The organism is Streptomyces sp. NPDC014864 (genome assembly GCF_043081525.1).
Lineage (GTDB): Bacteria > Actinomycetota > Actinomycetes > Streptomycetales > Streptomycetaceae > Streptomyces.
Genome location: NZ_JBIBWT010000005.1, coordinates 42,055 through 61,678, shown reverse-complemented (window position 1 = coordinate 61,678; position 19,624 = coordinate 42,055). Strand labels below are relative to the sequence as shown.

Below are 19,624 nucleotides of genomic sequence, written 5' to 3'. Positions count from 1 at the left end.
CATGGCCGTACGACGTACCAGACCCAGCCTCTGCATCTCCGTCGACATCGAGGCGGACGGGCCCATCCCCGGTCCGTACTCGATGCTGAGCCTCGGCGCCGCGGTCGCGGGGACGCAGGACGCGGACGGCTTCACGGCCGCCGATCCGACCCGGCACACCTTCTACCGCGAACTGCGTCCGATCAGTACGGAGTTCGTGCCCGAGGCGCTGGCTGTCAGCGGCCTGGACCGGGAGCGGCTCGGCCGGGAGGGGGCCGAGCCGGCGGCCGCGCTCACCGAGTTCACCGACTGGGTGCGCGAGGTGAGCGCGGGGGCGCAGCCGGTGATGTGCGGCTATCCGGCGGCGTTCGACTGGATGTTCCTGTACTGGTACCTGATCCGCTTCACCGGGACGAGCCCCTTCGGGCACTCCGGGTGCCTGGACATGAAGACGCTGTACGCCGTGAAGGCGGGCCTGCCGCTGCGGGCCGTCGCCAAGGGCACGATGCCGCGCGGTCTGCTCTCCCGCCGCAGGCACACGCACCACGCCCTCGACGACGCCGTGGAGCAGGCGGAGCTGTTCGCCAACCTCATGGCGTGGCCGGGTCCGGGGCCCGCCCCGGACGCCGGCTGACGTCGTCCCCGCTCAGTGCACCGCCGCGATCTCCTCCCCCGCCTCCATCGGATGGGTCACGTCCCGGGCCTCCCGCCCCTTGCCCAGGTGGTTGAGGACCAGGTTGAGCAGGACCGCGGTCACGCAGCCGGTCGAGATGCCCGAGTCCAGGACGATCCGCGCGGTCTCGGGGAAGGCGTGGTAGAACCCCGGCGCGGTGATGGGGATGATGCCGACGGCGAGGGAGACGGCGACGATCAGGACGTTGTTGTCCCGGTCGAGTCCGGCCCGTACGAGGGTCTGGATGCCGCTCGCCGCCACCGAGCCGAACAGGACGACGCCCGCGCCCCCGAGCACCGGGCGCGGCACGACGGCGATGAGCGAGGCGGCCATCGGGCACAGCCCCATCAGCACCAGGAAGCCGCCGCCGAAGGCCACGACGAAGCGGCTGCGGACGCGGGTCATGGCGACGAGGCCGATGTTCTGTGCGAAGGCGCTGCACATGAAGCCGTTGAACAGCGGGCTGAGCGCGGAGCCGAGGGTGTCGGCGCGCAGGCCCGCGGCGATCGTCCTCTCGTCCGCCGGGCGTTCCACGATCTCGCCCAGCGCCAGCATGTCGGCCGTGGACTCGGTCATGGAGACGACCATCACGACGCACATCGACAGGACGGCGGCGATGTGGAACTGCGGGGCACCGAAGTGGAAGGGCGTCGGGAAGCCGACGAGCCGCGCGTCCGCCACCGGCCCGAAGTCCGTGACGCCGAACGGGACGGCGACCAGGGTGCCGGCGACCAGGCCGAGCAGGACGGCGATCTGCTTGACGAAACCACGGGTGAAGCGGCGCAGCAGCAGGACGAGGACGAGGGTGATGCCCGCGAGGGCGAGGTAGGTGGTCGAACCGTAGTCGTCGGCGGCGGGGTTCGGCCCCTGGGCCCAGCCGAAGGCGACCGGCAGCAGGGAGACGCCGATGAGGGTGATCACCGTGCCGGTGACGACGGGCGGGAAGAAGCGGACCGCCTTGCAGAAGACGGGGGCGGCGAGGAAGCCGAGGAGTCCCGCCACGATCACCGCGCCGAAGATGATCGGAAGGGCGTCGGACTTGTCCTCGGTGGAGGCGACGACGGCGGTCATGGGGGCGACACCGGCGAAGGTGACTCCGTTGACGAAGGGCAGCCGGGCGCCGATCTTCCAGATGCCCAGCGTCTGCAGGAAGGTCGCGAGGCCCGCGGTGAACAGGCAGGCGCCGGTGAGGAAGGTGAGTTCGGTGCCGGACAGGCCTATGGCCGCGCCGACGATCAGGGGCGGGGCGACGACTCCCGCGTACATGGCGGCCACGTGCTGCAGACCGCTGGTCACCATCTTCAGGGCGGGGAGTTTCTCGTCGACGGGGTGGATCCCGTCGACCACGAAGGTCTCGTCAACAGGGTGGGCGGACACGGCGGCTCTCCTCCGGTCGGTTGCGCGTCGGCTCCGACGCGGGTTTCAGGGAGGTGGTGCGACGGTCGTGCGGGACCGGGGGTGGGGCCCTGGGAGGGCCCCGGGAGGGGACGGTGACCGTTCCGGGGCGCGCGCGTCCGCGCGCGCCCCGGAGGCGGCCCGCCGCGAACCCCGCTCGGGTCCACGGCTGCCGGCCGGGAGCCGTCCCTCCCGGCCGGAGTCCTGGAACTGCTCAGTTCCGCGCGGCGATCCGCGCCAGGCGCCGGGCCTCGTCCCGCGTGGAGCGGGCGATGGCGTCCTCGTCGGCGTGCAGCAGGCGCCCGTGCTCGACGATCTGGCGCCCGTCGGTGAAGGAGGCCGTCACCGGGGCGGCCGCGCCGAAGACCAGGGCGGTCACCGGGTCGGCGATGGAGGAGTGGGCCAGAGTGCCGAGGTCCCACAGCACGAGGTCGGCCAGCTTGCCCGGCTCCAGGGAGCCGATCTGGTCGGCGCGGCCGAGGACCTGGGCACCTCCGTAGGTGCCGAGGCGCAGCGCCTGGCGGGCACTCAGGGCGGTCTCGCGGTGCGGGCCGAGACGGTTGATCAGCAGGGCGTTGCGCAGTTCGGTGTGGAGTTCGCCGGACTCGTTGGAGGCGGTGCCGTCGACGCCGAGGCCGACCGGGACACCGGCGGCGAGCATGTCGGGGACGCGGGCGATGCCGGCGGCGAGACGGGCGTTGGAGGAGGGGCAGTGGGCGACGCCGGTCCCGGTCCGGGCGAAGGCGGCGATGTCGGAGTCGTTCATGTGGACGCAGTGCGCCATCCACACGTCCCGGCCGAGCCAGCCGGTGGACTCGAAGTAGTCGGTGGGGCCCATGCCGAAGAGCTCGTGGCAGAACTTCTCCTCCTCCACCGTCTCCGAGCCGTGGGTGTGCAGCCGTACGCCCTTGCGGCGGGCCAGTTCGGCGCCCTGCCTCAGCAGGTCGGTGGAGACGGAGAAGGGCGAGCAGGGGGCGACGGCCACCTGGGTCATGGCGTCGAAGGAGGCGTCGTGGTGCTCGTCGACGGTGGCCTCGGTGGCGGCCAGCGCGTCCTCGAGGCTCTCGACGGCGAAGTCCGGCGGCAGGCCGCCGTCCGACTCGCCGCGGTCCATGGAGCCGCGGGCCAGGGTGAAGCGGACGCCCATCTCGCGGGCGGCGCGGATGATGGCGCCGGACAGGTCGCCGGATCCGCGCGGGAAGACGTAGTGGTGGTCCATCGCGGTGGTGACGCCGCCGCGGGCCATCATCGCGAGCGAGCCCTGGGCGGCCGCGTGCACCATCGGCTCGTCGATGCGCGCCCAGGTCGGGTACAGCGCGACCAGCCAGTCGAACAGGTTGTGGTCGGTGGCCAGGCCCCGGGTGATCCACTGGTAGAAGTGGTGGTGGGTGTTGACCAGTCCGGGCGTGACCAGGTGCCCGGTGGCGTCGATGCGGCGGTCGACGTTCTCCAGGCCGCCGGGGGCCCTGCCCGCGCCGAGCGACTCGATGCGGTTGCCCGCGATGACGAGGTGACCGCTCTCGTACTCGGTGTCGTCGGCGTCCACGGTCGCGATCGAGCAGTTCTCGATGACGATGCGCCGGTCTGCTGCCATGGTTCGTCCTTTGCGCTGATGTGGAGAGGGCACGGCAGGACCCCGGGGGATTCGGGTGCCGTGGCCGGGAGGCGGGCTCCCGGCCACGGGTGCCGAGAATGCCGGTTCAGCAGGGGTCAGAGGTTGGTGAGGTCCGCGGGGATCCGCGCCTCGCAGCCGTCCCGCAGGACGGTGGCCTCGATCAGGCCGTAGGGCCGGTCGGCGGCCAAGTACACCTCGTTGTCGTTCTTCAGCCCGAAGGGCTCCAGGTCTACGAGGAAGTGGTGCTGGTTGGGCAGCGAGAAGCGGACCTCGTCGATCTCGCCGCGGTGGTCGATGATGCGCGAGCCCATCTGGTACAGCGTCTGCTGCAGGGAGAGGGAGTACGTGTCGGCGAAGGCCTGGAGCATGTGCTTGCGCGTCTGCTCGTAGGACTCCTCCCAGTCGGGCATCGTCCGCGCGTCGTCGGTCCAGTTGAACCGCCAGCGGGCGGCCACCCGGGTGGCCAGGATGCGGTCGTAGGCCTCCGGGAGCGTCGTGTACTTGTCCTTGACGAAGCCCCAGAACTCGGAGTCGGTCGAGTTCATCACGACGAGGTCCTTGAGGCCGGAGACCACCTCCCACGAGGAGCCGTCGTACGTGATCTGCGTCAGGCGCGTCTCCTGGCCCTTGCGGACGAAGGAGTGGGCGCCCTTCCCGGCGTGCTCGATCCGGTCCCAGGCGTACTCCTCGACCCGGATGCGGGCCCGGTGGATCGCCGCCTGGCTGGTGACGAAGTGGCGGGCGAGGTGGACGCCGAACTGCTCGGCGGACTCGATGCCGTGCTCCTTGGCGAAGGCGAACACGGTGTTCTTGGTGGTGTCGGTCGGCAGGACGTTTGCGTTGGAGCCGGAGTAGTGGACCTCCCCCATGTCACCGGAGAGGGCGACGGAGACGTTCAGGTCCTTGATGTGGTGGGTGGTGCCGTCGCGCGTGATCCTGACGACCCGGTTCTCGGCCTTGCCGTACTGGTTCTGTCCCAGAACTGCCATGTGTCTGCTAGCTCCCTCGGTAAACGGAGTAGCCGAACGGGTTGAGCAGCAGCGGTACGTGGTAGTGCTCGCCCGGTACGACGGCGAAGGTGATCGCCACCTCGGGGAAGAACACCGCGCCGGCACCGCTGTCCCGATTCGCGGGGGCGTCCTGCTGCGCCTCGGCTCGCTTCTTCTCGAAGTACGGCTCGACGGCGAAGTCCAGCCGTACGTGGGTGGTTCCCTCCGGCAGGGCCGGCAGGTCCCTGCACCGCCCGTCCGCGTCGGTCGCGGAGCCGCCGAGCGCCTGCCAGTCCGCCTCCCGGCCACCGCGGGCGAGGAGATGGACGGCGACGCCCGCGGCGGGGCGGCCGACGCTGGTGTCCAGGATGTGCGTGGACACGGAGGCGGTGGTCTCGGTGCTCATGCGGTTCCCTCTTCAAGGAGTCGGGCCAGCCGGATGCGGTTGATCTTTCCCAGCTCGGTGCGGACGATCTCCCGCTCCCGCTCCGGCGCGTTGCCGATCCGCTCCTTGACCGCGTCCCGCATCTGCTCGCCGGTCCGGCCAGTGGCGCAGATGAGAAAGACGTGGCCGAATTTCTCCTGGTAGGCCAGGTTCAGTTCCAGCATCTCCGCCCTGAGCTCGTCGGAGGCGCCGGCCATGCCCCGCTGCTCGCGGGCCGAGGCCGGGTCCCCGGGCTTGGGGCGGCCGATCGGCGGGTGGCCGGCCATCGCCTCCTGGAGGTCCTCGCCGGTCAGCTCCGCCGTGGCGGCGTCACTGGCGGCGTAGAGGTCCTCGGCGGTGGAATACGGGCGGGCTGCGAGCAGCCGGCCGTTCCATGCCGTGGAGGCGCACACCTCGTGGAGCGCGGCGCGGGCCGCGGGCTCCTCCAGGGCGTTGAGGCGGGCGAGGCCCGGGGGCGTGGCAGTCGAAGTCACGGGTGCCTCCGTGGCCGTTTCGGCCGTCGTGCTGAACGGGCTGCGTTCAGCTAACGCCCTCCGAAAGTCGACGTCAACACTTTGTTGAAAACTCGGTGTTCGAGACCGCCGCCGGGAATCGGGGCGGCGGTTCGTCGCGCGGGACGTCTTCGGGCGGGCCGCGTCCGTCCCGGGTCGGGCCCCTCTGTGCCGGTCAGGACCCCTGCCCGGGTCAGGCCCCCTTCTCGCGGTTGAGGTAGTTGTAGACGGTGAAGCGGCTCACCCCGAGCGCGCTCGCCACGGTCTCCACGCCGTGCCGCACCGAGAAGGCGCCGCGCGCCTCCAGGACCCGTACGACCTCCTGCTTGGCCTTGCGGTCCAGGTCCGCCAGCGGCCGGCCCCGCTTGCGTTCCATGGCGGCCAGGATGTGGTCGAGGGAGTCGGCCAGTTGCGGCAGGCGTACGGCGACGGCGTCGGCGCCCTGCCAGGAGAGCACCACGTCGTCGGGGCCGGCCTCGTCCGGCGGGAGCATCTCGCCGCCGATCGCGTCGACCAGCGGTTTCACGGCCGCGATGAAGGTCTCCTCACCCGCAGCGGTCACCGGTCCTCCCCGAGGACGTTGACCTGCAGCGAGATCCGGGTGGCACCGGCCTCGAGACTCCTGCGCAGCAGGGTGTCCACGGCGGTGAGCACGGCGTCGGCGCCGCCCTCGGCCGTGTTGCCGAACGGACCGACGTCGACCGCGTCCAGCTCGGCGGCCTCGATCACCTCGCGGGCCGCCAGCGCGTGCGCCGGTGCCTCGTCGAGGTCGAAGGGCTCGGTCGTGAACTCCACTTTCAGTCGCACTGTGCCCCCATGGCATCCGCTCCGACCCGCGCGTTCCGCCAGGTCCGCGGTCGGGGCCGGACCACCTCGGCCGCTTGGTGAGACCTTAACGGACGCGCGTGCGGACCCGGCCGCGGAAGACCGCCGCGGAAAACCACCGCCCGCGCGACGGACACGGCGCCCCGCCGCGTAGAGCAGATGACGCGCATCCGCACAGGGAGGGGACGGCACGGTGGCAGGGCGGACAGGCAAGGGCGCACTCCGAGGGGCGACGGGCACGGCGCTAGCGGCGGCCGCGATGGCGGCGCTGACCGCGTCCCAGGCGCCGGGCGCGTTTCCGGCCGGGACCTCGGAGCCCGCGCCGCGGGCGGCACCCGCCGATCACGGCCCCAGCGTGTCCGGTGACACGCCCTACCGCACCGGGCTCCCGCCGCTGCGGACCGGGAAGCCGAAGGAGGACAACGAGCCGGAGGTCACGGGCGGCGCCCTGCCGGCGAGCGTCTTCGCGGCCTATCGGCGCGCCGAGGCGGAGCTGGCGCGCAGCGCGCCGGGGTGCCGGCTGCGCTGGCAACTGCTCGCCGCGATCGGGCAGGTGGAGTCGGGGCAGGCGCGGGGCGGCCGGGTGGCGCCGGACGGTACGGCCGTGCCGCCGATCCTCGGGCCGAGGCTGGCCGGCGGCGCCTTCGCGGTCGTCCGCGACACCGACGGCGGCGCCTACGACGGGGACGCGGAGTTCGACCGCGCGGTCGGCCCGATGCAGTTCATCCCCTCGACCTGGGCCCGCTGGGGCGCGGACGGCAACGGCGACGGACGGGCGGACCCGGACAACGTCTTCGACGCGGCCCTCGCCGCCGGACGCTACCTGTGCGCGGGCGGGCGGGACCTGTCCGACCCGGCCGAACTGGACCGGGCGATCCTCGGCTACAACCACTCGGAGGTCTACCTGCGCACGGTTCGGGCCTGGTACGCGTACTTCCTGGACGGGCACCGGGTGGTGCCCGACCTGCCGGCCGGGTCCCCGGCGCGGCCGGAGCCGTCCCGGCGGGGGCGGCCGGAGCCCTCGCCGCGGCCGCGGGCCCACCGGCCCGGGCCGGGCGCCTCGGCGTCCTCCGCGCCGTCCGCGGCGCCGTCCGCCCCCTCCCCCACTCCGTCCGGCACGGCGGCGGCAGGGCGGGAGACGGACGCGCCGGCGCTTCCGGTCCCCACCCCGAGCCTCACGCTGAGCAACCCACTGCCCACTGACGGCCCGCTGACCAGCGACGGCGGGAATCCGATCGGCGCCACCCCCTCCCCAACCGCGGCTACCCGGCGGTAATGTCGCCACCCGCCGGACGGAACGGGTCCGGCGGGTGAGCGCAAAGGGGCCCTCATGGCGACGGACATGCCCGCGGAGACGTCCGGGGACGCGGCGGCCGGCATACAGGCGGCCCACGACCGTTGGCAGCGCATGTGGAGTCACCGTGAGCACCTGCTCAAGGTGGCCCGGCGCCGGTCGATGAGCCCGGAGGACGCCGAGGACGCCGTGCACGAGGCCATGCTGCGCGCCGCCGAGCGCCCGGACCTCGACGACGAGCGCCTCGCCGCCTGGCTGACCACCGTGACCATGCGGCTGTGCGTCGACCGGTACCGGCAGGTCAACCGGGAGGCCGAGGTGCGCAGCAGCCCCACCCTCGCGGCGCCGGTCCCGGTGCCCGTCGAGGAGGCGGTGTGCGACCGCGCCGAGGCGAAGTGGGTGGCGGTGCGCAGCGGTGAACTGCCCGCCCGTCAGGCGGAGGCTCTGCGGCTGAGGTCACAGGACCTGGACGTCGGCCAGGTCGCCGTGCGGATGGGCCTGAGCTACCGGACCGTCGAGTCGCTGCTGGCCCGGGCGCGGCGCACGCTGCGCGCCTCGCTGGCCGGGACGCTCGGGGTCGCGCTGTTCCTCATCGGGTACGGCCGGCCGCGCGCGGGCGGCAAGGCGCAGGCGGCGGCGGTCACCTCGACGGCGGCGACCCTGGTGGTCGCGGGGCTGGTGCTGCCGTTCACGCTTCACTCGGACGGAGGCGGGGGCGGCACGGACACACCGTCGCGGCGGGCGCCCGTATCCGGCGGCGCACCGGCGTTCCGGACCGACGACTCCGGGCGGTTGCCCGCCCCTGCGGTGCGGTGGCCCTCGCCCACGGCGCCCACGACCCCGCGGGGCGGCGCGAAGGCTCCGGCTACCGGCGGAACGTTCCTGCCGCTGTCCGTGCCGTCGCTGCCCGAGGTCCCGCCGTCTCCGCTGGCGGGCTTGCCGACCCCGGAGGTGCCCCAGGTGCCCTCGGTTCCGAAGGTTCCGGACCTGCCGGGCTCCTCCGCCCTCCCGTCGCTCCCGCCGCCTCCGTCACTCCCGTCCGTCGGACCCCTCACGTCGCCCCAGGTGAAGCCGAACACGTCCGCCGTGCCGTCCCCCTCGCTCTCGGCCCCCGCACCGGGCGCGCCCTCCGGAGCACTGCCGTAGGGCCTCTCCTCCGGATCTCGCCGGGGGGCCTCGGAAGGCACCGTCGCCCGGGGCCGGCCCGATCCGGAAGCAGGGCCCTGGCCCGCCGATCGCCCCGTCAAACCAGCCCGCGAAAAAAAATAGCCGGCCCCGCGACGGACGCCCCGCCCCTCCCCGTAGAGCAGGTGTACGAGCTGCTCTACGCGGGCGAAGGGTGTACCGGATGGGTGTCGAGATCTGTGTGGAAGGGCTGACCAAGTCCTTCGGTCACCAGGTCATCTGGCAGGACGTGTCGCTCACGCTGCCCGCCGGGGAGGTCTCGGTCATGCTCGGCCCCTCGGGCACGGGCAAGTCGGTGTTCCTCAAGACGCTCGTCGGGCTGCTCAAGCCGGACCGCGGATCGGTCCGGATCGCGGGCCGGGACATCACCAGGCTGCGGGAGCGCGACCTGTACGAGGTGCGGAAGCTGTTCGGCGTGCTGTTCCAGGACGGCGCGCTGTTCGGCTCGATGAACCTGTACGACAACATCGCCTTCCCGCTGCGCGAGCACACCCGCAAGTCCGAGAGCGAGATCCGGCGGATCGTGCTGGAGAAGATGGACATGGTCGGGCTGCTCGGCTCCGAGGGGAAGCTGCCCGGCGAGATCTCCGGCGGGATGCGCAAACGCGCCGGACTCGCGCGGGCACTGGTGCTCGATCCGGAGATCATCCTCTTCGACGAGCCCGACTCCGGCCTCGACCCGGTGCGCGTGGCGTACCTGAACCAGCTGATCGTCGACCTCAACGCGCAGATCGACGCGACGTTCCTGATCGTCACGCACGACATCGCCTCGGCCCGCCAGGTGCCCGACAACATCGGGCTGCTGTTCCGGCGCGAGCTGGTGATGTTCGGTCCGCGCGAGCAGTTGCTCACCAGTGACGAACCGGTCGTGCGCCAGTTCCTGAACGGACGGATGCAGGGCCCTATCGGCATGGCGGAGGAGAAGGACGCGGCCCAGGTCGAGCAGGAACTCGCCGAGCTGGACGCCCCCGCGAAGACCCCCGGCAGCGAGGCGATGACTCCCCGCCTGCTGCCGGGCCCGGGCATCTCCCGGCCGCCGCGATGGGAGGCGATCGCGAGACGGGAGGACGAGTTGCAGCGGAAGGAGGTGAGGAGCGCGTGAGCCTGTCCCCGACCGGAGCGCTGCGGCAATCGGGCAACCTGTTCGCGATGGCGCTGGACGTCGTCCGGGCCCTGCCCCGACGGCCCTTCCAGGCACGGGAGTTCATCCAGCAGGCGTGGTTCGTGGCGAGCGTCACCATCCTGCCCACGGCCCTGGTGTCCATCCCCTTCGGCGCGGTCATCGCCCTGCAGATCGGCAGCCTGACCCGGCAGCTGGGCGCCCAGTCCTTCTCCGGGGCCGCCTCGGTGCTGGCCGTCCTGCGCGAGGCCTCGCCCATCGTCACCGCGCTGCTGATCGCGGGCGCGGGCGGTACGGCGATCTGCGCGGACCTCGGGGCACGCAGGATCCGCGACGAGATCGACGCGATGCAGGTGCTCGGCATCGACCCGATCCACCGGCTCGTCGTCCCCCGCGTGCTGGCCTCGATGGTGGTGGCCGTGCTGCTGAACGGCCTGGTGTCGGTCGTGGGCGTGGCGGGCGGCTATTTCTTCAACGTCGTCCTCCAGAACGGCACGCCCGGCGCGTATCTGGCGTCGTTCACCACCCTCGCCCAGCTGTCGGACCTGTGGGCGGCGGAGTTCAAGGCGCTGGTGTTCGGGGCGATCGCCGCGATCGTCGCCTCCTACAAGGGGCTGACCGCGCAGGGCGGTCCGAAGGGGGTCGGCGACGCCGTCAACCAGTCGGTGGTGATCACCTTCATGCTGCTGTTCGTGACCAACTTCGTGATGACCGCGGTGTACTTCCAGGTCGTCCCGCAGAGGGGTTGAGCGATGTCACTTCTCGAACGCCCCCTGCGCTCCCTGGAGGAGCTGGGCACCCAACTCTCCTTCTACGGCCGCTCGCTGGCGTGGACAGGCCGTACGCTGCGCCGCTACAAGAAGGAGGTCCTGCGGCTGCTCGCCGAGGTGAGCTTCGGCCGGGGCGCGCTCGCGGTCGTGGGCGGCACGGTCGGCGTGATCGCCTTCCTGTCGTTCTTCACCGGCACCGAGGTCGGCCTGCAGGGCTACGCGGCGCTGAACCAGCTCGGCACATCCAACTTCGTGGCGTTTCTCTCGGCGTACTTCAACACCCGGGAGATCGCCCCGCTGGTGGCCGGGCTCGCCCTGTCGGCGACGGTCGGCGCGGGCTTCACGGCCCAGCTCGGCGCGATGCGGATCAGCGAGGAGACCGACGCGCTGGAGGTGATGGGCGTCCCCTCGCTGCCGTTCCTGGTGACGACCCGGATGATCGCCGGATTCGTCGCCGTGATCCCGCTGTACGTGGTCGGGCTGCTGTCCTCGTACCTGGCCGCCCGCACCATCACCACGGGCTACTACGGTCAGTCGACCGGCACCTACGACCACTACTTCCACCAGTACCTGCCGCCGGTCGACGTGCTGTGGTCCTTCGGCAAGGTGATCGTCTTCGCGGTCCTGATCATCCTGGTGCACTGCTACTACGGCTACCACGCGAGCGGCGGGCCGGCCGGGGTCGGGGTCGCGGTGGGGCGTGCGGTGCGCACCTCCATCGTCGCCGTCAACGTCCTGGACTTCTTCCTGAGCCTGGCGATCTGGGGCGCCAGCACGACCGTACGGATCGCGGGGTGACACGGGTGAGAGTGCTGAGACTCAGGCTGTACGGGATCGTCTTCCTCACCGTGCTGGCGCTGCTGCTGTCGCTCGCCGTCGCCGTCTACCGGCAGGCGTTCACCCCGGTCGTGCGCATCACGCTGGAGGCCGACACCCTCGGCAACCAGCTCGATCCGCGGGCCGACGTCAAGCTGCGCGGGCTGCTGGTCGGCGAGGTGCGGGCGGTGCACGCGGACGGCGCGAAGGCCACGCTCGACCTCGCGCTCCAGCCGGAGTACGTCCGGTACATCCCGGCGGACGTGCACGCCCGGCTGCTGCCCAAGACGCTGTTCGGCGAGAAGTACGTCGACCTCGTGGCCCCCGCCGGCTCCACGGCCCGGTCCGTGCGCGCCGGGGACGTCATCACGCAGGACCGCACGAAGGCCGGCATCGAGGTGCAGCAGCTGATGAACGACCTGCTGCCCCTGCTGCGGACCGTCCGGCCGGGTGAACTCAACGCCACCCTCTCGGCGTTCGCGACCGCCCTGGAGGGCCGCGGGGACCGGATCGGCGGCAACCTGACCCGCGTCGACGCCTACCTGCGCCGCCTGAACCCGCATCTGCCGTCCCTGAAGGAGGACATCTCGCGCCTCGCCGACGTGGCCCGGGTGTACGGCGACGCCGCGCCCGACCTGATGAACATCCTGCGCAACACCGTCACCACCAGCCGCACCATCGTGGAGAAGCAGGACCGGCTGGCCGCCGCACTGCGCGGCACCGCGACGGTCGCTGGCACCGCGCGGGACTTCTTCGACACCAACGGCGACCGGCTGATCACCCTCGGCCGGGTCTCCCGCCCCACGCTGGAGCTCTTCGCCCGCTACTCCCCCGAGTACCCCTGTCTGCTGAACGGCCTGGTCCGGCAGGAGCAGGTGTCGGAGGACGCGTTCCGCGGCGGCGAGATGCGGATCACCCTCGAAGTCGTCCGCCCGCAGGGCGCGTACCGGCCCGGCGAGGAGCCGCGGTACGGCGAGCGGTCGGGGCCGGACTGCCGGGGCATGCCCCATCCGCAGGTGCCCGGACCCAAGCCCAGACTCGACGACGGCACGTCGTCCGGTGGTTCGGACGGCTCACCGCCCGGAGGTTCCCCCGTGTCCTCGACCGCGGCCGAACAGCGCGCCGTCGCCTCGCTGGTGTCCCCCGTCCTGGGTGTCCCCGCGGACCGCGTGCCGCCCGTCACGACCCTGCTGTTCGGGCCGCTGGCCCGCGGAACGGCGGTGAGCGTCGCATGAGGACGAAGCGCCGTACGGAGACCAGCCGGGCCCGGCGAACCGCCGCGCCGCTGGTCAAGTTCAGCCTCTTCGCGCTGGTCACGATCGTGGCGACGGCTCTGCTCGCCGCCACGATCGTCAATGTCTCCTTCACCCCCGAGGACACGTACCACGCCGTGTTCAGCGACGTCACCGGCCTGGAGAAGGGCGACGACATCCGGGTCGCCGGGGTGCGGGTCGGCCAGGTCGAGGACATCGGGATCAAGGACCGGACGCTGGCGGAGGTCACCTTCACCGTCGCCGCGAACCGCCCGCTGCTCACCAGCACCCGCGCGGTCGTCCGCTACCGCAACCTGGTCGGGCAGCGGTACGTGGCGCTGACCGAGGGCGCGGGCGACGGCACCCGGCTGCGGCCGGACGGCACCATCCCGCTGTCCCGGACCCAGCCCGCGCTGGACCTCAACGCGCTGCTGAACGGCTTCAAGCCGCTGTTCGCCGCGCTCAGCCCGAACGACGTCAACCAGCTCGCCACCGAGATCATCCGGACCCTGCAGGGCGAGGGCGGCACGGTGAACAGCCTGCTCGCGCACACCGCGTCGCTCACCACGACGCTCGCGGACCGCGACCGGCTCATCGGCTCCGTGATCGGCAACCTCAACACCGTGCTGGCGACGCTCGACAAGCGCGGTGCCCGCTTCTCCGGACTGCTCACCCAGCTGCGCCGGGTGATCTCCGGGCTGTCCGCCGACCGCAAGCCCATCGGCGACTCCCTGGCGAACATCGGCGACCTCACGGACGCCACCTCCGGACTGCTGACGGACGCGCGTCCGGCGCTGAAGGACGACATCGCCGGGCTGAACCGGCTCACCGGAACCATGAACAGGAACGAGAAGACCGTGGAGGGCGTGCTGAAGCGGCTGCCGAACAAGCTCAACGCGATGACGGGGACCGCGTCCTACGGCTCGTGGTTCAACTTCTACCTCTGCGACTTCGACGGCCGCATCGTGCTGCCGAAGACGAAGCAGGTGCTCAGCCCCGAGTTCCACGTGGCGCAGGCGAGGTGCGGCGGATGAGCGGGCCCAGTCCGCGGGGCGGGTCCCGGCGCCCGCGCCCCGAACCGATGTTCACGGTGAAGGTCCTGCCGCCGAAGCTGCCGAGGCCGAGACTGCCCGGGCCTCGTGTCCCTTCGCGCGGCGGCGGACGGGCCCATCCCCAACCCCTGTTCACGGTGAAGGTCCTGCCGCCGAAGCTGCCGATGCTGCCCAAGCCGAAGCCCAAGCCGACGCCGACGCCGGCCGGGCTCGGCGCCCCTTCGGGCGGCAGCAGGCGTCCCCGCCCCGAACCGATGTTCACGGTGAAGGTCCTGCCGCCGAAGCTGCCCGGCCTCCGGCTGCGCCGGCCGCGGCTGAAGCCGTTCCGTGAGCGCAACCCCGTGGTCGTCGGCGCCGTCGGCCTCACCGTCCTCGCGCTGCTGACGGTCGCCGCGTTCAACGCCGACAGCCTGCCGCTCATCGGCGGCGGGAAGACGTACAGCGCGGCCTTCTCGGAGGCGGGCGGGCTCAAGCCGGGGGACGAGGTGCGGATCGCCGGGGTCAAGGTCGGCAAGGTGGACGGCGTCGACCTGGACGGCGACCACGTCAAGGTCACCTTCAAGATCAAGGGCGACCCGGCGATGGGCACCACGACCGGCGCGGCGATCCGGGTCAAGACGGTCCTGGGCGCCAAGTACCTCGCCCTGTATCCCAAGGGACCCGGCCGGCTGCGGCCGGACAGCGAGATCCCGCTGGGCAGGACGGTGTCCGCGTACGACGTCGTCGAGGCGTTCAGCGACCTGACGACCACGACCGAGGAGGTCGACACCCGGCGGCTCGCCAAGGCGCTGGACACGATCTCCACCACCTTCCAGGACTCGCCCGCGGAGGTGCGGGCGTCCATCAAGGGACTGTCGAGGATCTCCCGTACCGTCGCCTCCCGCGACGCGGCGCTGCACGACCTCCTCGACCACGCGCACGGAGTGACCGGCGTACTGGCCGCGCACACCAAGGACTTCTCGGCGCTGGTGAAGGACGGCGACAAGCTGTTCAAGGAGATCAGCAGGCGGCGCGCGGCGATCCACCGGCTGCTCAAGAGCTCCGCCCTGCTGGGCATCGAGCTCTCCGGACTGGTCGAGGACAACCGCAAGGAGATCGGGCCCGCCCTGAAGAACCTCAACATCTTCGTCACCATGCTCGAACGCAACCAGGCGAGCCTCGACCGCAGCGTCGAGCTGCTCGCCCCCTACATCCGGCTCTTCACCAACACCCTGGGCAACGGCCGCTGGTTCGACTCGTACATCCAGAACATGGTCGCCGCCCCGGTCGTGCCGCGGTCGGGAGGCTCGCGATGACCCGACGCCTGCCCGCCCGCCGCACCCTGGCCCTGCTCACCGCGCTCGCGGTCGTCGCCGCGCTCGCCGTGGCGCTGTGGCCGCGCTCCACACCCGTACGCGTCACCGCGTACTTCCCGCGCACGGTCGGCATCTACCCCGGCTCGGACGTCCGCGTCCTCGGCGTCCCCATCGGCCGGGTCGAGAAGATCGTGCCGGAGGGTGGCCGGGTGCGCGTGGAGCTGTCGTTCGACGAGGGGCGCAAGGTCCCCGCCGACGCGCGGGCCGCCATCATCAACTCCTCGGTGGTCAGCGACCGTTACGTGCAGATGCTGCCCGTGTACCGCAAGGGGCCGGTGCTGCGGGACGGCGCCGTCATCCCCGAGTCGCGCACGGCCGTCCCCGTCGAGCTGGACCGGATCTTCGACAGTCTGCACACCACCGCCGACGCGCTCGGCCCGAAGGGCGCCAACCAGGACGGCTCCCTCTCGCGCCTGCTCGGGGTCAGCGCGGACAACCTGGACGGCCAGGGCAGGAACCTCAACCAGACGGTCGAGGACCTCTCCCAGGCGGTCACCACGCTGTCCGACGGGCGGGGCGACCTGTTCGGCACCGTGCGCAACCTGCAGGTGTTCACGGCCGCGCTGGCGGCCCACGACAAGAGCGTACGGTCCTTCGACACCAGCCTCGCCGAGGTGGCGAAGCAGCTCTCCGGTGAGCGCAAGGACCTCGCGGCGGCGCTGCTGCACCTGGGCACGGCGCTCGGAGAGGTGTCCGACTTCGTGCGGAACAACAAGAAGTCGCTGACGTCGGACGTCAAGGGCCTGAGCAAGGTCACCAAGGTCCTCGTCACCCAACGCGCAGCCCTGGAGGAACTGTTGACGGTCGCCCCCGCCGGCCTGTCGAACCTGCAGAACGCCTACAACCCGGCGGCCGGCACGCTCGACACCCGCAACAACGCGCAGGGCCCGCAGGACCCGGCGTCCCTGCTGTGCTCCCTGCTGCGGACGACCGGGGACACGGGCGGCCGGAACCCGAGCTGCGCGGAGCTGCGCAAGCTCTTCGACTCCCTGCCCGAGGTGCCGCCGGCCCCGTCGGCGACGGGCACGGTGGACCGGACGCTCGGCGGGATCCTGGGGGCCCGGGCATGAGCGCGCCGCGCCGGGCCAGGACGGTCGCGTGGACGGCGGCCGGCTCACTGGTGCTGACGGGCTGCTCGTTCAACGGCTGGTACGACGTCCCGCTCCCCGGCGGGGCCGCCGCGGACGGCCACGCCTACCACGTCACCGTCGAGTTCCGGGACGTCCTCGATCTGGTGCCGCAGTCGGCGGTCAAGGTGAACGACGTCACCGTGGGCGCGGTGGAGAAGGTCGAACTGGACGGCTGGCACGCACGGGTGCGACTGCGCGTCGCCGACTCGGTCAAGCTGCCCGCCAACGCGGTCGCCGGCCTGCGGCAGACCAGCATGCTGGGCGAGAAGTACGTGGCCCTGGCCGCGCCGGCCGGCACCCCGCCCGTCGGACGGCTCCGCGACGGCGCCGTGATCCCGCTGTCGCGCAGCGGCCGCAACCCGGAGATCGAGGAGGTGCTGTCCGCCCTGTCCGCACTCCTCAACGGCGGCGGCGTGGCCCAGCTGAAGACGATCACGGTGGAGCTGAACAAGGCCCTGGCCGGCCGGGAGAACCGGGTCAGGTCCCTGCTGAAGCAGCTCGACACGTTCATCGGCGGACTCGACGAGCAGCGCGGGGAGATCGTCCGCGCGCTCAAGGGCATCGACCGGCTGGCCAAGCGCCTGAAGAAGGAGCGGAAGACCATCGCCCGGGCCGTCGACACGCTCCCGCCCGCGCTGAAGGTCCTCGCCGACCAGCGCCGGGACCTGACGAAGATGCTCACCGCGCTGTCGGACCTCGGCAAGACGGGCACGAGGGTCGTCAAGGCCTCGCGGGACGACACGGTGGCCAACCTGGAGCAGCTGCGGCCGATCCTGCGGCAGCTCAACAGGGCGGGCAACGATCTGCCCAACTCGCTCGAGTTGCTGACCACGTACCCGTTCCCGCGCAACGCCGTCGACGCCGTCAAGGGCGACTACGTCAACCTCCGGATCAACGCCGACCTCGACCTGGCGGGCATCTACGGCAACCTCACCGGCAAGCCCGGCAAGGGCGGCTCCGGAAAGGGGCCGGGCCCGGCGCCGTCGCTCCCGGGCCTGCCCAGCAAGCCGGGCCTGCCGAGTGTTCCCGGCCTGCCGACGCCCACGCCCCTGCCGAGCACCCCGGGCCTGCCGAAGGTGCCGAAGCCGTCGACGAGTTCCCCGCCACCGACGGACGGCGGGGGCGGGTCCCTGTGCCCACCGGTGTGCACCGCGGGCTACGACATCGCGGGCTACGGCACCGCGGGGGACGAGCGCCGCCTCCCGCCGGGGATCGACCTCGCTCTCGCCGCACTCATGCTGAAGGGGATGCAGCCGTGATCACACGTACGGTCAAGGCCCAGTTGCTCGCCTTCGCCGCGGTCACCGCCGTCGGGGTGTCGTACGTCGGTGCCGAGTACACGGGCCTGGCGGATCGCGTCCTCCACCGCGGCTACACGGTACGGGCCGACTTCGCCGAGTCCGGGGGCGTGTTCCCCGGCGCCGAGGTCACCTACCGCGGGGTGCCGGTCGGGCGCGTGGCCGCTCTGCGGCCGACCCGCTCCGGGGTCTCGGTGGCTCTGCGGATCGAGGACGGCAAGCCGCGGATCCCGGCCGACGCCCTGGCCGTGGTCGCCGACCGCTCGGCGGTGGGCGAACAGTACGTCGACCTGCAGCCCCGGCACCTGGACGGCCCGTACCTGAAGGACGGCAGCCCCATCCCGCGCGGGCACACCCGCACCCCGCTGCCCGTCACCGACCTCGTGCTCAGCCTGGACCGGCTGGTGAACTCCGTGGGCAAGGACGATCTGCGCACCACCGTCGACGAACTGGGCAAGGCGTTCGCCGGCACCGGGCCCCGGCTCGGCCGCCTGGTCGACTCCGGCAACGCGCTCGTCGAGTCGGCGTCGGACTCCCTGCCGCAGACGGTCTCGCTGATCGAGGACTCGCGCAAGGTGCTCAAGACACAGGCCGACCAGGGCTCGGCGATCAAGTCCTTCTCCCGTGACCTGGCGACGCTGACCGCGCAGGTGAAGTCGAGCGACGGCGACCTGCGCCGACTGATCGGCAACACCGCGCCCGCCGCCGAGCAGATCGACTCGCTGCTCAGGTCCACCCGGCCGCAGTTGCCGGTGCTGCTGGCCAACCTCATCAGCGGCGGCCAGGTGACCCTGGCGCGGCTGCCCGGGGTCGAACAGGCCCTGGTCACCTTCCCGGTGGTGGTCGCGGGCAGCTACACGGTCCTGCCCGGCGACGGCACCACCCACTTCGGGCTCGTCGTCAACGCCGACGACCCGCCGGCGTGCACCCGGGGCTACGGGACGCGGCGACGCGACCCCGCCGACACGAGCACGCGGGCGGCGAACACCGGCGCCCGCTGCACGGCACCGCGCGGCAGCGCGACTTCGGTGCGCGGCGCGCAGAACGCGCCCGGCGCGCAGGCTGGTTCGGGTACGGCGAACCAGTCCGCGTACGTCACCCCGTACGACCCGGAGACCGGCACCGCCACCGGCCCGGACGGGACGCCCGTCGAGATCGGCTCGACGGGCGGCGAACGGACCACGTTCGGAAAGGAGTCGTGGCAATGGCTGCTCGTCGGGCCGATGGCCTGAAAGCCGACGGCAAGGAAGCCCGCACGGAGACCGGGGGCACGGACATCGAGGGCACCAAGGCCGAGGGCGCGAACGCCGGGGGGCCGGACTCCGAGGGCACGAAGGCCGAGGACACGGACATCCGGGACACGAAGGCCGGGGACACGAAGGCCGAGGCCGGGAAAGCCGGGAGCATGCGGCGGAACCGCCGCATGCTGCTGCTCACCGGCCTGGTCGGAGTGACCGTCCTGACGGCCGTGCTGTCGGGCTGGCTGGGCGTGCGGCTGTCCGAGCGGCGCGCGGACGAGCAGCGCCGCCAGGACGTCCTGGCCGCGGCCCGCCAGTCGGCGCTGAACTTCACCTCGCTCGACTACCGCCACTACGGCCGGGACAGCGGGAACGTGCTGAAGGACGCCACCGGCGACTTCAAGAAGCAGTTCGCCGCGCAGACCGCCGAGTTGACCAAGCTGGTCGCCCGGAACAAGTCGGTGTCCGAGGGGCAGGTCCTCGAAGCGGGCATCGTGCGGTCCGACGACCACGCGGCGCGGGTCCTGGTCGTCGCGGACAGCAAGGTGACCAACACCGCCGTGCCCGAGGGACAGGCACGCACCTACCGGCTCCAGCTCGACCTCGTGCGTCAGGGCGGCCGCTGGCTGACCTCCGGCGTCGAGTTCGTGGGCTGACCGCGCCGCGTCCCGTACCACCAGGCAGCACCAGTGAGGAGAACG

The 19,624-nt window shown here is 72.1% G+C and carries 20 protein-coding genes; 13 read left to right on the top strand and 7 right to left on the bottom strand.

Translation table 11 applies throughout. The annotated features are described in order from the left end of the window. The first annotated feature begins 1 nt into the window (after nucleotide 1). Nucleotides 2-613, top strand: coding sequence for a 3'-5' exoribonuclease domain-containing protein (locus ACF1A5_RS10760; protein WP_392192493.1), 612 nt, complete (start codon nucleotides 2-4; stop codon nucleotides 611-613). A 12-nt stretch (nucleotides 614-625) separates the two neighbouring features. Here ACF1A5_RS10760 and ACF1A5_RS10755 read toward each other — a convergent pair whose 3' ends face one another. The 7 genes from ACF1A5_RS10755 to ACF1A5_RS10725 form a co-directional block, all read right to left on the bottom strand. Further along, a complete protein-coding gene (locus ACF1A5_RS10755) occupies nucleotides 626-2,029 on the bottom strand; it encodes a nucleobase:cation symporter-2 family protein (protein ID WP_392192492.1) in 1,404 nt (467 codons plus the stop codon). A 232-nt stretch (nucleotides 2,030-2,261) separates the two neighbouring features. Next, nucleotides 2,262-3,641, bottom strand: a complete 1,380-nt coding sequence (locus ACF1A5_RS10750) for an 8-oxoguanine deaminase (protein WP_392192491.1) — start codon at nucleotides 3,639-3,641, stop codon at nucleotides 2,262-2,264. Nucleotides 3,642-3,757: 116 nt separating this feature from the next. Beyond that, the gene (gene pucL, locus ACF1A5_RS10745; protein ID WP_392192490.1) at nucleotides 3,758-4,651 is read right to left on the bottom strand and encodes a factor-independent urate hydroxylase; all 894 of its coding nucleotides are present in this window, start codon (nucleotides 4,649-4,651) and stop codon (nucleotides 3,758-3,760) included. A gap of 7 nt (nucleotides 4,652-4,658) precedes the next feature. Next, nucleotides 4,659-5,057, bottom strand: a complete 399-nt coding sequence (uraH, locus tag ACF1A5_RS10740) for a hydroxyisourate hydrolase (RefSeq protein WP_392192489.1) — start codon at nucleotides 5,055-5,057, stop codon at nucleotides 4,659-4,661. Beyond that, nucleotides 5,054-5,569: a 2-oxo-4-hydroxy-4-carboxy-5-ureidoimidazoline decarboxylase gene (gene uraD, locus ACF1A5_RS10735; RefSeq protein ID WP_392192488.1), complete on the bottom strand. Its 516-nt coding sequence runs from the start codon at nucleotides 5,567-5,569 to the stop codon at nucleotides 5,054-5,056. Before uraD ends, uraH begins: the two co-directional genes overlap by 4 nt. Before the next feature lie 211 nt (nucleotides 5,570-5,780). Further along, nucleotides 5,781-6,149 carry a helix-turn-helix domain-containing protein gene (locus tag ACF1A5_RS10730; protein WP_392192487.1) on the bottom strand — a complete coding sequence of 123 codons (369 nt, stop codon included), beginning with the start codon at nucleotides 6,147-6,149 and terminating at the stop codon, nucleotides 5,781-5,783. Beyond that, a complete protein-coding gene (locus ACF1A5_RS10725; RefSeq protein ID WP_392192486.1) occupies nucleotides 6,146-6,394 on the bottom strand; it encodes a hypothetical protein in 249 nt (82 codons plus the stop codon). Before ACF1A5_RS10725 ends, ACF1A5_RS10730 begins: the two co-directional genes overlap by 4 nt. A gap of 211 nt (nucleotides 6,395-6,605) precedes the next feature. Here ACF1A5_RS10725 and ACF1A5_RS10720 point away from each other — a divergent pair, with 211 nt between their 5' ends. The 12 genes from ACF1A5_RS10720 to ACF1A5_RS10665 all read left to right on the top strand — a co-directional run bounded on the left by ACF1A5_RS10720 (nucleotide 6,606) and on the right by ACF1A5_RS10665 (nucleotide 19,579). Continuing rightward, a complete protein-coding gene (locus ACF1A5_RS10720; protein WP_392192485.1) occupies nucleotides 6,606-7,688 on the top strand; it encodes a lytic transglycosylase domain-containing protein in 1,083 nt (360 codons plus the stop codon). A gap of 54 nt (nucleotides 7,689-7,742) precedes the next feature. Further along, entirely contained in the window at nucleotides 7,743-8,852 is a 1,110-nt protein-coding gene (locus tag ACF1A5_RS10715) for a sigma-70 family RNA polymerase sigma factor (protein ID WP_392192484.1), read from the top strand. Between the two features lie 202 nt (nucleotides 8,853-9,054). Further along, entirely contained in the window at nucleotides 9,055-9,993 is a 939-nt protein-coding gene (locus ACF1A5_RS10710; protein WP_392192483.1) for an ABC transporter ATP-binding protein, read from the top strand. Beyond that, nucleotides 9,990-10,760 (top strand): MlaE family ABC transporter permease, encoded by a 771-nt coding sequence (locus ACF1A5_RS10705; RefSeq protein WP_392192482.1) that lies wholly within the window; start codon nucleotides 9,990-9,992, stop codon nucleotides 10,758-10,760. The genes ACF1A5_RS10710 and ACF1A5_RS10705 overlap by 4 nt, the downstream gene beginning before the upstream one ends. Before the next feature lie 3 nt (nucleotides 10,761-10,763). Then, nucleotides 10,764-11,579, top strand: coding sequence for an ABC transporter permease (locus ACF1A5_RS10700; RefSeq protein ID WP_356195560.1), 816 nt, complete (start codon nucleotides 10,764-10,766; stop codon nucleotides 11,577-11,579). Nucleotides 11,580-11,584: 5 nt separating this feature from the next. Further along, nucleotides 11,585-12,832, top strand: a complete 1,248-nt coding sequence (locus ACF1A5_RS10695) for an MCE family protein (protein ID WP_392192481.1) — start codon at nucleotides 11,585-11,587, stop codon at nucleotides 12,830-12,832. Next, nucleotides 12,829-13,884, top strand: coding sequence for an MCE family protein (locus ACF1A5_RS10690; RefSeq protein WP_392192480.1), 1,056 nt, complete (start codon nucleotides 12,829-12,831; stop codon nucleotides 13,882-13,884). The genes ACF1A5_RS10695 and ACF1A5_RS10690 overlap by 4 nt, the downstream gene beginning before the upstream one ends. A 272-nt stretch (nucleotides 13,885-14,156) precedes the next feature. Then, entirely contained in the window at nucleotides 14,157-15,197 is a 1,041-nt protein-coding gene (locus ACF1A5_RS10685; protein WP_392192779.1) for an MCE family protein, read from the top strand. Beyond that, complete coding sequence (locus ACF1A5_RS10680; RefSeq protein WP_392192479.1) at nucleotides 15,194-16,327, top strand: MCE family protein; 1,134 nt, start codon at nucleotides 15,194-15,196, stop codon at nucleotides 16,325-16,327. Before ACF1A5_RS10685 ends, ACF1A5_RS10680 begins: the two co-directional genes overlap by 4 nt. Further along, nucleotides 16,324-17,646 (top strand): MCE family protein, encoded by a 1,323-nt coding sequence (locus ACF1A5_RS10675; RefSeq protein WP_392192478.1) that lies wholly within the window; start codon nucleotides 16,324-16,326, stop codon nucleotides 17,644-17,646. Before ACF1A5_RS10680 ends, ACF1A5_RS10675 begins: the two co-directional genes overlap by 4 nt. Then, complete coding sequence (locus ACF1A5_RS10670) at nucleotides 17,643-18,917, top strand: MCE family protein (RefSeq protein ID WP_392192477.1); 1,275 nt, start codon at nucleotides 17,643-17,645, stop codon at nucleotides 18,915-18,917. The genes ACF1A5_RS10675 and ACF1A5_RS10670 overlap by 4 nt, the downstream gene beginning before the upstream one ends. Beyond that, nucleotides 18,890-19,579: a hypothetical protein gene (locus ACF1A5_RS10665; protein WP_392192476.1), complete on the top strand. Its 690-nt coding sequence runs from the start codon at nucleotides 18,890-18,892 to the stop codon at nucleotides 19,577-19,579. The genes ACF1A5_RS10670 and ACF1A5_RS10665 overlap by 28 nt, the downstream gene beginning before the upstream one ends. Nucleotides 19,580-19,624 lie beyond the last annotated feature (45 nt).